The 13,910-nt window shown below is 65.0% G+C and carries 15 protein-coding genes and 2 pseudogenes; 9 read left to right on the top strand and 8 right to left on the bottom strand.

The annotated features are described in order from the left end of the window. Window positions 1-100: 100 nt before the first annotated feature. The 5 genes and pseudogenes from M3498_06530 to M3498_06510 form a co-directional block, all read right to left on the bottom strand. The gene (locus M3498_06530; GenBank protein ID MDQ3458939.1) at window positions 101-301 is read right to left on the bottom strand and encodes a DNA-binding protein; all 201 of its coding nucleotides are present in this window, start codon (window positions 299-301) and stop codon (window positions 101-103) included. Between the two features lie 124 nt (window positions 302-425). Then, window positions 426-597, bottom strand: a pseudogene (locus M3498_06525) (MOSC domain-containing protein). A 121-nt stretch (window positions 598-718) separates the two neighbouring features. Further along, entirely contained in the window at window positions 719-1,015 is a 297-nt protein-coding gene (locus M3498_06520) for a helix-turn-helix domain-containing protein (GenBank protein ID MDQ3458938.1), read from the bottom strand. Beyond that, on the bottom strand, window positions 996-1,334 hold the full coding sequence (locus tag M3498_06515) for a type II toxin-antitoxin system RelE/ParE family toxin (GenBank protein ID MDQ3458937.1): 339 nt from the start codon (window positions 1,332-1,334) through the stop codon (window positions 996-998). The genes M3498_06520 and M3498_06515 overlap by 20 nt, the downstream gene beginning before the upstream one ends. A 106-nt stretch (window positions 1,335-1,440) precedes the next feature. After that, entirely contained in the window at window positions 1,441-1,983 is a 543-nt protein-coding gene (locus M3498_06510) for an MOSC domain-containing protein (protein MDQ3458936.1), read from the bottom strand. A gap of 674 nt (window positions 1,984-2,657) precedes the next feature. Here M3498_06510 and M3498_06505 point away from each other — a divergent pair. Beyond that, on the top strand, window positions 2,658-3,392 hold the full coding sequence (locus M3498_06505; protein ID MDQ3458935.1) for a hypothetical protein: 735 nt from the start codon (window positions 2,658-2,660) through the stop codon (window positions 3,390-3,392). Window positions 3,393-3,503: 111 nt separating this feature from the next. Here the strand turns inward: M3498_06505 and M3498_06500 are convergent, their stop codons facing one another. Both M3498_06500 and M3498_06495 read right to left on the bottom strand, forming a co-directional pair. Continuing rightward, on the bottom strand, window positions 3,504-3,791 hold the full coding sequence (locus M3498_06500) for a hypothetical protein (GenBank protein MDQ3458934.1): 288 nt from the start codon (window positions 3,789-3,791) through the stop codon (window positions 3,504-3,506). A gap of 274 nt (window positions 3,792-4,065) precedes the next feature. Further along, entirely contained in the window at window positions 4,066-4,920 is an 855-nt protein-coding gene (locus tag M3498_06495) for an SDR family oxidoreductase (GenBank protein ID MDQ3458933.1), read from the bottom strand. 97 nt (window positions 4,921-5,017) lie between these two features. On the opposite strand from M3498_06495, the gene M3498_06490 reads away from it, so the two are divergent. The 4 genes from M3498_06490 (at window position 5,018) to M3498_06475 (ending at window position 9,452) form a co-directional block, all read left to right on the top strand. After that, a complete protein-coding gene (locus tag M3498_06490; GenBank protein MDQ3458932.1) occupies window positions 5,018-6,232 on the top strand; it encodes a SpoIID/LytB domain-containing protein in 1,215 nt (404 codons plus the stop codon). 54 nt (window positions 6,233-6,286) lie between these two features. Then, window positions 6,287-6,517 carry a hypothetical protein gene (locus M3498_06485; protein ID MDQ3458931.1) on the top strand — a complete coding sequence of 77 codons (231 nt, stop codon included), beginning with the start codon at window positions 6,287-6,289 and terminating at the stop codon, window positions 6,515-6,517. A 278-nt stretch (window positions 6,518-6,795) separates the two neighbouring features. After that, window positions 6,796-8,556: a 2-oxoacid:acceptor oxidoreductase subunit alpha gene (locus M3498_06480; protein ID MDQ3458930.1), complete on the top strand. Its 1,761-nt coding sequence runs from the start codon at window positions 6,796-6,798 to the stop codon at window positions 8,554-8,556. Window positions 8,557-8,585: 29 nt separating this feature from the next. Further along, window positions 8,586-9,452, top strand: coding sequence for a 2-oxoacid:ferredoxin oxidoreductase subunit beta (locus M3498_06475; GenBank protein ID MDQ3458929.1), 867 nt, complete (start codon window positions 8,586-8,588; stop codon window positions 9,450-9,452). 75 nt (window positions 9,453-9,527) lie between these two features. On the opposite strand, the gene M3498_06470 is transcribed toward M3498_06475, so the two are convergent. Beyond that, on the bottom strand, window positions 9,528-12,317 hold the full coding sequence (locus tag M3498_06470; protein MDQ3458928.1) for a tetratricopeptide repeat protein: 2,790 nt from the start codon (window positions 12,315-12,317) through the stop codon (window positions 9,528-9,530). 131 nt (window positions 12,318-12,448) lie between these two features. On the opposite strand from M3498_06470, the pseudogene M3498_06465 reads away from it, so the two are divergent. The 4 genes and pseudogenes from M3498_06465 (at window position 12,449) to M3498_06450 (ending at window position 13,697) form a co-directional block, all read left to right on the top strand. Further along, window positions 12,449-12,784, top strand: a pseudogene (locus M3498_06465) (transposase). Between the two features lie 245 nt (window positions 12,785-13,029). Further along, on the top strand, window positions 13,030-13,227 hold the full coding sequence (locus tag M3498_06460) for a type II toxin-antitoxin system HicA family toxin (protein ID MDQ3458927.1): 198 nt from the start codon (window positions 13,030-13,032) through the stop codon (window positions 13,225-13,227). Beyond that, window positions 13,224-13,463, top strand: a complete 240-nt coding sequence (locus M3498_06455) for a hypothetical protein (GenBank protein ID MDQ3458926.1) — start codon at window positions 13,224-13,226, stop codon at window positions 13,461-13,463. The genes M3498_06460 and M3498_06455 overlap by 4 nt, the downstream gene beginning before the upstream one ends. A gap of 78 nt (window positions 13,464-13,541) precedes the next feature. Then, on the top strand, window positions 13,542-13,697 hold the full coding sequence (locus M3498_06450) for a hypothetical protein (protein MDQ3458925.1): 156 nt from the start codon (window positions 13,542-13,544) through the stop codon (window positions 13,695-13,697). Window positions 13,698-13,910: the final 213 nt, after the last annotated feature.

Below are 13,910 nucleotides of genomic sequence, written 5' to 3'. Positions count from 1 at the left end.
GCCTCAACCAGCAATTCGAAGTGAGCATACTATGAGAGCTTCTAGGAGCGCTGTTTTCACTACCTGATGTATATTCTCTCTTCAAGTGTCAGGTAGCGCACTAAGCGAGGCGTTCGTAGAGTTCGGTGTTCTTGTCGAGTACATAGCGGGCCGCTTCCAGAAAAGCCTCGTCGAGGCGTGCCATTTTCTCCTCAAGGCTCACTTTGACCAGTTCCTCGGGGCTCAGGCCAAGTCTGCGCGCCGTTTCCTCAAGTTTGCTGGCCGTGTCATCGGAAAGCGTGACCTCGAGTGTTCTCATCATGACTCGAGTCTACTCCTTCTCCTATACCCACCTCCTCCTATACCCACCTCAAACCTTTAACCCGCAAACCTTTAACTCGTCGCCTTGTGGGTGAGCATTGTCTTCACCTCGTCCACCGAAAGTCGAGAAGCTCGAAACAGCGCATGGTGATGTTTTCGCCCATTTCTCCGGCTGCCACGGCGAAGCTTGCTGCGCGCAACTCGTCGTGCAGCTCGGCGTGGCCGAGGTGCACCTGACGCAGGTCGGGCCGCGCGGGGGTGCTTGACCGTCTTGCCGCTGTGCGCGTCACCCTCGACGCGGCCATCGCTCACGAACGAGGAGAATTTCGGCCCCTTAAGGCGAGATGATGGTCGGTGGACCAGACGCGCCCGATCCGGTGCTGCTCGGTCGTACACCACCGCGTCGATGGCGGAACTGTCATGCCGCTCTTTCAGGCACGAGGTGAATTTCGAGGCGGCAACCGACGGCTTCAGCGTACTTCCGCAAAGTTTCAACCGAAGGCGAATGCTTGCCTGTTGTAAGCGAAGCCTCCAAACGAGTCACAGCAGGAGCCTTCGTGCCCATGCGCTTAGCCACATCTGCCTGGCTTAAGCCTGCTTCTTTGCGAGCTTTCAACATCTCCCTGACCAGGGTAAATTCAGGCTCGAGCGCTTCATATTCACTCCTAACGTTGGTGTTTTGCAAAGCGAGTTTTTTAAGTTCGGCGTGCGTCATTTTTAACCTCCTTCAGTCTTTGCCTTGCGATATCCAACGCTTTCTTCGGCACCTTCTGAGACTTTTTGGTAAACACATGAAGCATCACGATACGTTCTTCGACAACCGTGCAGTAGAAGACTCGAGCAATACCCTCCTCGCTCTTGAGCCGCAACTCGAAAAGCCCGTCGCGCATGGACCGCGTGTGTGGCATGCCTAAATTTGGGCCGAACTCGAGCATCAGGTCGGTGAGGCGCACGTAGCGGGCGAGTATGCCAGCAGGTAACTGTAAGACGGCTTTTTCAATACGCGCGCTGTAGTATTCGATACTCCAAGCCACAATGGGATGATAACATATTCGTTAATTGCCGCCTCTTTTAACCTTGCCTAAGCCGAAAACCTACCGGGTCAGGTCACACGCAGGGTATGGTCGGCGAGGCACTGGCTCAGACCGGCTCGAGTGCTCGGCGCGGTTCCGGTGGCAGCAGGGCGCGGACTGGGTCGCCAGGCCGCACCTCGCCGCTGGCTAGCACGACGCCCATGACGCCGGCCTTGCGGACAATCTTGCCGTCTTCGCCGCGCCCCAAGACTGCCGCCATCAGGCCGGACTGGAAGTGGTCGAGCTGAGCGCAAGGATTGCGCGGGCCGGTTAGCTCGACCACCGCCGCGCCGCCCAGGTGCAACCGCGCGCCGGTCGGCAACTCGAGCAGAGCGACGCTGCGCGTGGTGATGTTCTCGCCCATCTCTCCGGCCACTACGGCGAAGCCGGCAGCCCGCAGTTCGTCGTGCAGTTCGGCGTGGATGAGGTGCACCTGGCGCAAGTTGGGCCGGCTGGGATCGCGTGCCACCCTCGAGCGGTGCTTGACCGTCCTGCCCAGATGCGCGTCGCCCTCGACGCCGAGCCCGGTCAGGAGCCGGATGCTGCCCTCGTTGGCCTTGCTGAAGGCGTGCGCCCTGCTGCGGCTCACCACCGTCACCACTCCGTCCACAAGTTGCGCTCCCCTATAGCCATCACGAGTCGTCCAGGCACCCAACGACCAGCGGTTGAGCGGCTGCGTTTTTCAGATGCCTGCTCCAATCGCGTGTTTGGCCGCGCCGACGCCGCAAGTGCTCATTCGTCACCGTGTCTGCTCCTCACTGTGGCGACCCAACCGGGGGCCGAAGCGGTTTTCTGCCGGAGGATGAGGTTGAGCTGTGCCGTATGGTGCTGGACGTGGCGCATGTTGTGCAGGAATGTTCCCTAATCCTTATCCTATCCCAGACGCATCTCTTCAGGCTGCCATCTGGTTTCGTTCGGTCAGCATGGTCTTTCTTGCTTGTTCAGCAGCGAGCTTCTGGGCTTGCTTCCAGGAGAGGCTGGGGTCGCGTTAACGAGGTGAAGGTCCGAGCCTACGGCTCCTTTGACCTCCCCGGCACACGTTGCCGGAGCGGTGGAAGCTCCTTGTGAGGCAAGGGGGCGGAAACTAGAAGGGCAATCTGCGCCTGATGGCTTCACTTGACCCCTTTATTTGGAATTGCCGTATCATCAGAGGCCACTTGTCACGGCTTGGTTTTTGGAGTAAGGTGTAGCCAAGTCGAGATTTCAAGCTGCACCGTTCATTACCCTTTGCTGCATAGCGCAACTTGTTGGAGTTGAGAAATCCTCAGCGAAAAGGGGCAAGGTATGAAACGGTCCTCTCTATCGAAAACGACGATCTTGGCAATGGCAACGGTGATGACGTTGTTGACGCTTATCGGTTGTCAGCAATCAAACGTATCCGATGGGACACCGGAGCCGATGGCCAGCCGGGGAGACGACTCCGTCGCCGACCCGGCGGCCTTCGGTAAGCACGATGACGGGCTCACGGTCGAGAGCAGGATGCGCGCTTACGTCACAGCTTGCCCGAGAAACTTGGACGAGTCCGCGCTGTCCTACACCGTGTCGAGCTATTTTAATGATGCCGTTCACATCTGGCGGGAATATCCGATCGGCAGCACCGGCAAGGCTTGTATCGTCCAGGAAGAGCCTAGGGCGGGCGTTCTCACCGAAGATGAGGCCATCGCGCTTCTCGTGGCCTCGAACACGAAGCCAGAGCCCCAACCGCTCGACAGGTACGAGGTTGTGGATCCTTCTGATCCGAGTCTTCACCTTCCACCCATCCCGGAGCCCGAAATAAGAGATTCCCTTGATAGACCTGCAAAGTCCCCTGCAGATGACTTGCAGTACGATCCCAACGAACCCGACCCACTTGATGAGGGACCAGATTCTGGCAGCTTTAATAGCCTCTTAAAAGATTTACGCTTATTAGCAGGTCAACCGGGGCTAGAAGGGCAGTGGCGGTACACGCGTATGGAGATCTCCGCCCATATCCCATATACAATGGCGGCTCACGTTTGGTGGCTCAAAACAAACCTCTGATCGAGCAGGCCAGATCAACAAGTTGTAGTTGATGGGCGTTCAGCGTTTCTAAGGTCGTTGGGCGCCTCCAGGTTATGAGTCAGTGCGCGGGTGACCCAGGGCGTACCCGCGTCAGACCGTTCGCGTCGCGCGGACCCACCAGCGCGGGTAGTGTGTGGCAAGTTCGGCCGCGGCGCGTGCCGCATGGGCGGCGTCCTCCGCCAGCGCGAAACAGGTCGCGCCCGAACCCGACATCGACATCAGCGCGCCGCGCAGTCCCGCCGTCTCTAGCGCCGTCAAGACCTCGAGCAGGACCGGCACGCGCGCTAGGGGGCCCGGTTGGAGGCTGTTGCGGTAGCGCGGGGCGCTCGCGAGCGAGGCGGTGAGCGAGGCTAACTCGAGAGCGCTCTCGTCGCGCATCGTCGGGGGTTTGCGCAGGTGGCCGTAGGCCGAAAAGGTGCGCGCGCCCCGCGGGCAGCTCGCCGCCGCGGAAGTGGCGGGTCGTGGTCCGGCAGTGTCTGGTCGCCTGCTCGAGCGGCCAGGAATTCGTACTGCTGCGCTAGTCGTTCCAGCCGTTCGCTTGCCATGCTCGACCTCCCGAGTTCGTCTCTCCAGAGCCTAGCAGGCGCTTCCGGCGGGTGCCGCGAAGGACGTCCTGGTGTTGCGGGCGGACATCGTGAGAGGGTAGGAAGCCTCAACCCTTGCCGCTCTTGCGCGACTGCTCGAGCGCGTCCCACTGCTCCTCTGTAATCTCGTCCAAGATATTGAACTCGCCGGCGTTCCAGGCGCTCTCGCCGCCGTCGATGGTGATCAGGTCGCCGCTGATGTAGCCCGCGTAGTCCGAGAGGAGGTAGGCGGCCAGATTGGCGAGTTCCTGGTGTTCGCCGACGCGGCCCAAGGGCACGCGCCCCTCGAACCTGCGCTGGAACTCCGGGGTGGGCATGAGCCGGCTCCAGGCGCCCTCGGTGGGAAAGGGGCCGGGCGCGATGGCGTTTAGGCGGATACCGTGCTTGCCCCACTCGGCGGCCAGCGACTTCGTCAGGCTGACGACGCCGGCCTTGGCGGCGGCCGAGGGCACCACGTAGCCCGAGCCCGTCGTGGCGTAGGTGGCGGCGATGTTGAGGACCGTGCCCCTGTGGCCGCTGGCGATCCAGCGCTTGCCGAGCTCCAAGGTGCAGTAGAAGGTGCCGTGCAAGACGATGCCCAGGACCGCGTCGACGGCGCGGTGCGAGAGGCGCTCGGTGGGGGAGACGAAGTTGCCGGCGGCGTTGTTGACGAGCGCGTCCACCTTTTCGCAGGCCTCGAAAGCGGCGTCGATCAGGGCGGCCACGGCCCCCGGGTCGCGCACGTCGGTGACGGCGGTGTGGACGCGGCGGCCGGTCGCCTCTCGCATCTCACGGGCGGCCTCGGCCAAGACCTGCGCGCGCCTTCCGGCGATCACCACCTCGGCGCCGAGCTCGAGAAAGCGCGTGCTCATCGAGCGTCCCAGACCCGTGCCTCCGCCCGTGACGATGACGGCCTTGTCCTTCAGCAGGTCCTCTTGGAACATGTCCGGCCTCCTGGGGTATCTCCTGGAGTATCATACCGGAGAGTTCGAAAAAGACCACAGGGCGCCTTTCTCGGCCCGTGCTATGGTAGGGCTCGCTTTGACCGAAACCATCTTCTTGAAAACCGCCTTGAAAACCGCCTTGAAAACCGCGCTCGGACTGGCGCTCTTCGGGCTCCTTTGGGGTCAGGCGCCGGCCCAGGCGGAGACCCAGGCGGAAGCGCACGTAGCCGTCCGCGTGCTCTTGGCCGAGCTGATCGGAGGCACCGAGGTGGCCATGCCCGAGGGTCACCGGGGGTTTCTGGACGGCCTGCTTGCCTTTGAGACCGAGTTCGCGCTCGCCTGGCCGCTCGAGGCCAGAGGCGGCTTGCTCTACATGGACGGGCTCGCCATCGGCCGGGTCCTGCGCTTGGAGGCGCTCGGCGAGCTGCCCCTCCTCTGGCGGGGCGGGCGCTACCGGGGGGGGGTGGAGCTCACCGCGGACGGCGACCTGCTGCGCGTCGTCAACATCGTGGCTCTCGAGGACTACCTGCGCGGCGTGGTGCCCGCCGAGATGCCCGCGAACTGGCCCGTAGAGGCGCTCAAGGCGCAGGCGGTGGCGGCGCGAAGCTACGTTCTGGCGGCGCGCGATCCTGAACTGGACTACGACGTCTGCGCCACGGTCCTCTGCCAGGTCTACGGTGGCGCCTCGGCCGAGCATCCGGCGACCGACCGGGCGGTGGCCCAGACGCGCGACCTGGTGCTCACCTTTGAGGGCGGGCTGGCTAAGACCTACTACCACAGCCACTCGGGCGGCTATCTGGCCTCGAGCCTGGAGGTCTGGGGCACTGCCCGGCCCTACCTGCCGGGTCACGCCGACGCGGCCAGCCCGCCGCCGCACCACGCCTGGGATTTTCGCCTCGACCCCGCGGCGATGGCGCAGGCGCTGGCGGCGCAGGGCGTCGCCCTTGGCCCGGTGCGCAGGCTCCAGGTGCTCGATATCAGCGCCTCGGGCCGCGTCACTCGAGCCAGCATCGTCGGTGACGGGGGCCAGGCGCTGTTGTGGGGCGAGGAGCTGACCAGGCTGCTGCGCTCCTGGGGGCTCAAATCCACCCGCTTCACCATGCGCTCGGAACTGGTCGCGCAAGGCGGCGGCTACGGCCACGGCGTCGGCATGAGCCAGTACGGCGCCTACAGCCTGGCCGCGGCCGGCCGGGGCTATGAGGACATCTTGCGCTTCTACTACCCCGGCACCACCTTGGAACCCTTGCGCGCGGGGCTGCTCGAGTCCCTCGAGCTGCCGCTGAAGAGGACGCAGCAGATGAGAGCAAGGTGAGATGACTCTCTATCGCCTCCTGGGCCCTGTGTTAGCGTTGGGGCGAGGTGGAGGGTGTCCGCGTACAAATCGCTCCTTGACGTGCGCCAGACCTACTTTCGCGCCATCGCGGCCGAGCACGCGCAGCGCTGGCATCTGGCCGTCCAGGGCTATCTCTACTGTTTTCAGGAGTCCTCGGCGGCGGCCGACGAGCGCGCCGTCAAGTTCTTCGCCGCCAAACTATCGCAGGCCTACGGCAAGATGGCGATGGCTGACAAAGCGGACTACTACAAGCAGCTCTGTTAGGGTGGGCCAGGCTGCTCACTACTACCCTTCTCACTACTATCCTTCTCAGGGGGGCGGGCTATACTGAGGCTGCTTATGCTCAAACCGCTCCATTTGTCGCCCTGCTCCGTGGGCGCGCTGAGCCCCGACAATCCGGCAGACCTTGGCGACCTAGGCCCTGACAACCTGTGCCCTGACAACCTCTACCCTGACAACCTCTACCCTGACAACCTGTACCCCAATACCCCGCTTATTTCAAGAGCGTCCGGCCTCACCAGGTACTGGGCGCGGAGGACAGCGTGAAAACCAACGACCTGACCCTGACGCTCGCGGGCTCCGGCGGCGACGGGGTCATCACCACCGGCGACTTTATCGCCCGGGCGGTCGCCGCCGACGGCGTCTACTGTCTGGCCCAGCAGTCCTACGGGCCGCAGATCCGCGGCGGCGAGTCGTCGATCAGGGTGCGCATGAGCAGCGAGCCCGTGGGCAGCCGCGGCGACTACGTCGACTCGCTGACGGTCTTTTCCTGGAAGGACTACCGGCGCTTTCTGGACGAGGTTAGCTTGCGGCCGGGCGCGGTGGTGCTCTTTGAAGAGTCCGACAAGGAGGACTTCTCGAGCTATCTCGCGGGCGGCGAGGGGCTGCAACTCTTCCCGGTGCCCTTCAAGCGCATCGCCCAGGAGGAGGTCGGGGTGCCGCTCACCAAGAACATGGTGGCTCTGGGCATGCTCTCGGCCGTTCACGGCTTCGACGCCGACAAGCTCAGGGCGGCCATCACCGACAAGTACGGCCGCAAGCGGCCCGAGGCCGCCGAGAAGAACCTCCAGGCCTTCGAGGCGGGCGCGGCCCATGCCCGCGAGCACATAGCGGGCGAGTTCGCCGTGCTCGACTACCTGCCCAGAGAGCGGCTGCTGTTCCTGAGCGGCGACGAGGCGCTGGCCTACGGCGCGCTCCAGGCGGGCGTCCGCTACTACGCGGGCTATCCCATCACCCCGGCCACGCCCATCCTCCACTGGCTGCAGAAGGAACTGCCCCGCTTCGGCGGCACGGTCATCCAGGCCGAGGACGAGATCAGCGCCGTCACCCAGTGTTTGGGCGCCTCCTGGTCGGGGGTCAAGAGCATGACCGCCTCGGCGGGGCCGGGCATCTCCTTGATGCTCGAGGCCCTGGGTCTCTCGGGCATGGCCGAGATTCCCGTGACCATCGTGAACGTGCAGCGCGTCGGCCCCTCGACGGGCATCCCCAGCCGCCCCGAGCAGGCCGACTTTTTGCAGGCCATGGGCGGCATGCACGGCGACCTGCCCCACGCCGTCTTCGCGCCGACCGACGTCGCGGACTGCTTTCATGTCGCCGCCCAGGCGGTCGCCTGCGGCGAGCGCTACCAGATGCCGGTCATCATCCTCTCCGACCAGTACATCGGCGAGCGCTTCGAGGCCATCGACGCCGAGCGCTTGCGCGGCGTGAGCAGCGTCGAGCGCGAGAAGCCGGTCCTGGAGGAGGGCAAGCCCTACAGGCGCTACCTCGACACCGACAGCGGCGTGAGCCCGATGGCGGTGCCCGGCCAGGAGGGCGGCCAGTACATCACCAGCGGTTTGGAGCACGACGAGTCCGGCGCGCCCACCAGCAGCGCCCTGATCCACCAGACGATGAGCGAAAAGCGCGCCCGCAAGCTTTTGGGCGTCGCCAAGGACTTCGATATCGCCTCCAGCTACGGCGACCCCGCGGCCGAGGTCGGCCTCCTCTGCTGGGGCAGCGTCCGGGGCGCGCTGCGCCAGGCCGTCGGGCGCGCCGAGGCCGAGGGCCTGAGCGTAGCGGCCTACGTGCCCCGGCTGCTCTACCCGTTGCCGCAAAGGAGCCTGGCTGAGTTCTTGAGGGGCAAGCGCAAGGTCGTCGTCCTCGAGATGAGCCTGAGCGGCCAGTACTACCACTTTTTGAGGGGCTACGCCGAGAGCCTGCCCGAGCTTTTCTTGTCCGAGCGGCGAGCCGGCGGCAACCCCTTCAGCGTCCAGGAGGTCCTGGCGCTCATTCGCGAGCACTGTAAGGTGAAAGTCGCGGCGTAAAGGTCGCCGCCTAAAGGAAAGAGGAGACTATGGCAGAAAAAGTCCTCACCGCCAAGGACTACCGCACCAGCGTGCCCAACATCTGGTGCCCCGGCTGCGGCGACTTCGGCGTTCTTAACGCCATCCACCAGGCGGTCGCCGAACTGCAGATCCCGCCGCAGGACTTAGCGGTCATCTCCGGCATCGGCTGCAGCAGCCGGCTGCCGGGCTACGTGAGCGGCTACGGTTTCAACACCATCCACGGCCGCGCCCTGCCCATCGCCACCGGGGTGCGGCTGGCGCGGCCCGACCTGAGAGTCTTGGTAGCGGGCGGTGACGGCGACGCCTACGCGATCGGCGCGGGCCACTTCGTCCACACCCTGAGGCGCAACCCCAACCTCACCTACATCGTCATGGACAACGCCGTCTACGGCCTCACCAAGGGCCAGGGCTCGCCCACGGCCAAGCTCGGCGAGCCCACCAAGTCGCAGCCCTTCGGCCACAGCGAGCGGCCCTTGAACCCGCTCGCCTGGGCCTTGTCCTTGGGCGTGACTTTTTTGGCGCAGTCCTTTTCGGCCAACACCAAGGGCCTCAAGGAGCTCATCGTCAAGGGCATGGAGCACGACGGCTTCGCGCTCCTAAACGTCAAGAGCCCCTGCGTGACCTTTCGTGGCAACCAGGAGTACAACTACTACCGCGAGCACGGCTGGAACTTTGCCGAAGACGGCCATGACCCGCACGACTTAGAGGCCGCCTGGCGTGTCGCCAAGGAAACCGAGCGCGTGCCCTTCGGCCTCATCTGGCAGGACCTGGAGAGTATGAGCCTGGACAAGCAGGTCGAGCTCGAGCGCGAAAAGTACCTCACCCGCCGCCGCTACGAACACCCCGACGAGGTGTTGGAGACCTTCTACGCCTAAGGGCGGTTCAATTTGCAATTTGGAGGATGCGCTCAGGGTGCTCGAGCTCTACGTGGGCAAGCGGCGGCTCATCGCTTAGGCTCTCATCTCGCCTTTGAGGGCGTAGGCGACGGCCTGCTCGAGCGTCATGGCACATCCTTCCGCCCAGGTCCCCGCGAAGGTCGGCTCGTCGAACTCGGCGCGCACGGCGGCGCGGTTGCGCGCGAAGTCGGCGCGGTCGGCGGTGTCGAGCCGGTGCCTGGTCCGCTCGAGCAGCGCCTCGGTCACGCCCAGAAGCCGCGCGGCGCGCACGAAATCGCTCGCGCCCGCGGACACGCCCGCCAAACCCGCGAAACAGTAGGAGAGACCGATGGTATCACCCAGTTCGTGCTTCAGGCCCAGGCTCTCCCGCAAAAAGCTCGCCGCCCGCTCGAGCTCGCCCTGGTGCTGCGCCACATAGCCGAGGTTGCCCAGGACGATGGCCGCGCCCCGCTTGTTGCCCGTCTCCCGGTGCAGTGCCAGGCTCTGCTGGTAGAGGTCCGCCGCCCTGGCCGCGTCGCCCCGGCAGCGCGCCACCTCGCCGAGGTTGTTGAGCGCGAAGGCGACGCCGCCCTTGTCCCCCGCCGCTAGGGCCAGCGCCAGGCTCTCCTGGTGGAGCGCCTCGGCGCGCCCAAAGTCACCTCCTTCCAACGCCACGCTGCCGAGGCGGACGAGCCCCTCGGCGATGTTGGGCTTGTCGCCCACCTCCCGCCACAGCTCGAGTCCCGCCGCCAGCGCGGGCGCGGCCTCTGCGGCGTTCCCCTGCAGCAGGGTGAGCCTGCCGAAGGCGGTCAGCGCCCTGGCCTGCACGTCCTTTGGTACGCCCTGCCGGAGAGCCAGCGCCGCCTCCAGCCAGCGGCAGCCCTCGCTTAAGTAGCCGCGTATCTCCCAAAACCGCCCCAGCGCCCCGGCCAGGCGCAGCGCCGTCACCTCTTCGCCCGCAGCGAGCGCCCAGCGCAGCGCCGAGCGCAGGTTTTCGTGCTCGAGCTCGAGCCGGTCGAGCGCATGGACGTCGCCGACGCTGCGGAGCTGCGGCCCGACCTCCTCCGCCAGCGCCAGGTAGTAGGCGGCGTGCCGCTGCCGGAGGCCGCTTTCCTCGCCGCTCGCCGTCAGCTTCTCCTGACTGTAGTCGTAGAGGAGGGGATGGCGGTCATAGCGCCCGGACGGGCTGCCGCGCAGCAGGGACTTGTCGACCAGGGCGGCCAGCACGGCGACGGACGCCCCCACCACCACGGCCGCGGCCCCCTTGGCGAAGCCGCCCCTGAACACCGAAAGCCCGGCCAGGACCTGCCGCTCCACGGGGCTCAGCAGCCGCCAGGAGTGCTCGAAGACCGCCCGGATGCTCTGCTGCCGCTCGGGCAGGTTGCGGGCGCTCGCCAAGAAATCCAGACCTTCTCCCAACTCCCCGGCGATCTCCGCGCAGGACATCATCCTGACCCACACCGCCGAGAGCTCGAGGCCGAGCGGAAGGCCCTGCACCAGTCCGCAGATCGCCAGCACGTGGCCGCGCTCCTCTTCGCCCAGGGAAAAGCCGGGCCGCACCCGCTGCGCCCGCTGTACGAAGAGCTGCACCGCGTCGAACGACAGCGCCTCCTCCGCGCTGGCGGCGCCTGCCGGAAAGGGCATGCCCGCCACCGGCAAGAGCCATTCCTCGGCCACGTTCAGGCGCTCGCGCGAGGTGACGAGCAGCTCGAGCTTGGGGCAAAGCCGCAGCAGTTGCGGCGCCAGCAGGGCGGCCTTCATGAGCTGCTCGTAGTTGTCCAGCACCAGCAAGGCTCGCTCCTCGCCGAGGTGACGGGCGAGCTGGGCCAGAGCGTCGTCCTGGCCCTGGAGCTCGAGCCCGATGGCGGCGGCGACGGCGGCGGGGATGAGCGCGGGCAGGGTCAGGGTCTCGAGCGGCACGAAGTAGACCCCGCCCTCATAGCGCGAGCCCAGCTCGGCGGCGGCCTGGAGGGCCAAGCGCGTCTTGCCGACGCCGCCGGGGCCGACCAGCGTCAGCAAGCGGCACTCGGGCTTGGCGAGCAGATGCGCGATCTCGGCGAGCTCTAAGTCGCGCCCCACGAAGGAGGTGAGCGCCAGGGGCAGCGGCGGCGAACCGACGGCGAGCGCCGCGGGCCCAGCAGCCGGGCCCGCTGCGGCTGGGGCGGCGAGCAGCAGCCGCTCGAGGCCTTCGCCGTCTCCAGCGCGGATAAGCCGGGCGAGCTGCTGCGTGGTCGAGGTGGGCTCCAGCGCCAGTTCCCGGTGCAGCCGCTGGGCGAAGTCCCGGTGCAGCTTGAGGGCCTGCTCCCGCTGCCCGGCGCGCAACGCCGCGCCCATACAGGCGCGCAACGCCTCCTCGTCCAGCTCGTCTTGTTGCAGCAGGCGGCGGAACAGGTCGGCCGCCCCGTCATGCCGCCCGAGTGCCTCCAGGTCTCGAGCGCGCCGCAACAGGGCCGCGCGCCAGAGGGCGTGCAGGTGCTCGCGCTCGATCTCGAGCCAAGCGGCAAGTTCGCTGCTCTCGCCGCCGTCCATGTCCGCCAGCAGCGGGCCGCCGTAGAGAGCAACAGCCTCGTCCCAGTCGCCGCGCTCACTCGCCCTCTTGAAGTCGGCCACGTCGGTCCGCACGGGCCAGCGCAAGCGGTAGCGGTCGGCCTCGAGCCGGGGCCAGTCCAGCGCCCGCACGCGCTTTAAGAGCTGGCTCAGGTTCTTGAGCGCTCTCTGGTTGTCGCTGTCGGGCCAGAACAGGTAGGCCAGCCTATCGCGGCCTATCCAGTCGGCGGCGTAAGCCAGATAGGCCAGGAGCCCGTAGCGCTTGTCGGGAGCAAAGTCCAGCCGCGTCCGGCCGAACTGGACCCGGGGCCTACCCAAGAGCCGCACATACTCCGCTGCGCGGTCAGAGGCGCCATCATGACGACTCGAGACCCGTTCCATATGCTCTTTACTATACGCGATGAACTGCCCTCCCCCGCTAGTGCGGGTACTAGCGGGGGCCTAGTGGCCCTACACTATGGCTGTTCGTCTACCAGCAGGGAGTCGAGCCGACCAATAATACCGCTGAAAGAGCCATAAGGCCCGCAGTCATCTGGCGACGCATCAGCTTTGGCTCACAAAGTGCGGCGGGCAGTGAGTTCGTGGTGCGAATGCTGAGTACCCGTTTCAAAGTGCCCTGCAACGCGGGTACAGGGCACATAGTCGTCACGACCTTGAGACAGCAAGACCGGGATGTGCTGGGATACTTGACCGAGGCTTGTCAGGCAGCTCGGCAGGGTGAAGCTGCACCTTCGCTGCTACCCACCACGACTGACCTGGAAGACCAGCTACCCGTCGCTGCCTGATACCCCCCTGAACGGTTACAGTTATTGAACCAACGGGCACACCAAATACAGGTGATGAGAGTACGGCGGCTCCTCGGCAGACCATTTGAGGCTCTCACTTGTTTCGCCGCTTAACAACTCGCTGCAAGGGACGCAGCCTCGTTGTACTCCAAATCTGGTGTAGGCTTAAGCATGAGCTATCGCATATGTTCAGGCTGCGCCGCTGAGCTTGGTCGTTATGCGACGAAGTATCCACCGGTGATTTCGTGCCGCAGAAGGTGAGAGAACTTGTTGCCGAGCTTGAACGCGCAGGCTTCGTCAATCGAGGCGGGAAAGGTAGCCACCGAAACTTTGTTCATCCGAGAGTTTCTAAACCGATCACAATATCGGGTGCGCTTGGTGACGATGCTAAGCACTATCAGGCTCGTGCCGTGAAGCGTGCTGTCGAGGAGTCAAAATCATGAAGGAAAGCGCAAGGTACGCGAAGATCGTCGAGTGGTCGGAAGAGGACCAATGCTTCGTCGGGAGCTCTCCGGGCCTGATTTACGGTGGGTGCCACGGTCAGGATGAAAAGGCCGTCTTCGAGCAACTGTGCCAAGTTGTAGAGGAAGCAATTGCGCTTTATCACCAAGATGGAAAGCCTCTCCCCCCGCCAACCTCGGGCCGCGACTACGCGAACAAGATGCAGAACGTCGCATAACAACGCAGTGCATCGGACATGCGCAAGAGCGGCGCACGCCGGTGACTGCGGCCGTTATGCTGAAGGAGGGCGTCAGACGTGGAGTTGCCATTCGACGAGGTGTGGGTGCAGTCGCCGGACGGCCGGTCGCTCTGCGCCATTATCGACGGCGAGCTCGAGCGCCTGCTGCCGAATGTCGAGCGGCTCATCATCCCGGATGCCTCGCACGAGACCTTTGACACTCCCCATGAATAAATTCAGGGGATTCTCGTTCTCACTCGCGCCAAACCGGAAGGGTTGGACGAGTTTACCGAGCTTAGGGGTGTGTCATGCACCCCGCCCGCTGGAACCTCAAGAACCAACGGGCAGTCCCGAAGGACCGGAGTTTCTTTGTACGCCAGAGATTTTACGCACAGAGCGCTTTGTCTGTGCAACCGCGTATCTCTACTGTCATTGTGCTCTGGACTT

Source organism: Deinococcota bacterium (assembly GCA_030858465.1).
Taxonomy (GTDB): domain Bacteria; phylum Deinococcota; class Deinococci; order Deinococcales; family Trueperaceae; genus JALZLY01.
The sequence above is the reverse complement of the archived record's forward strand: the minus strand, read 5'-3'. Positions and strand labels throughout refer to the sequence as shown.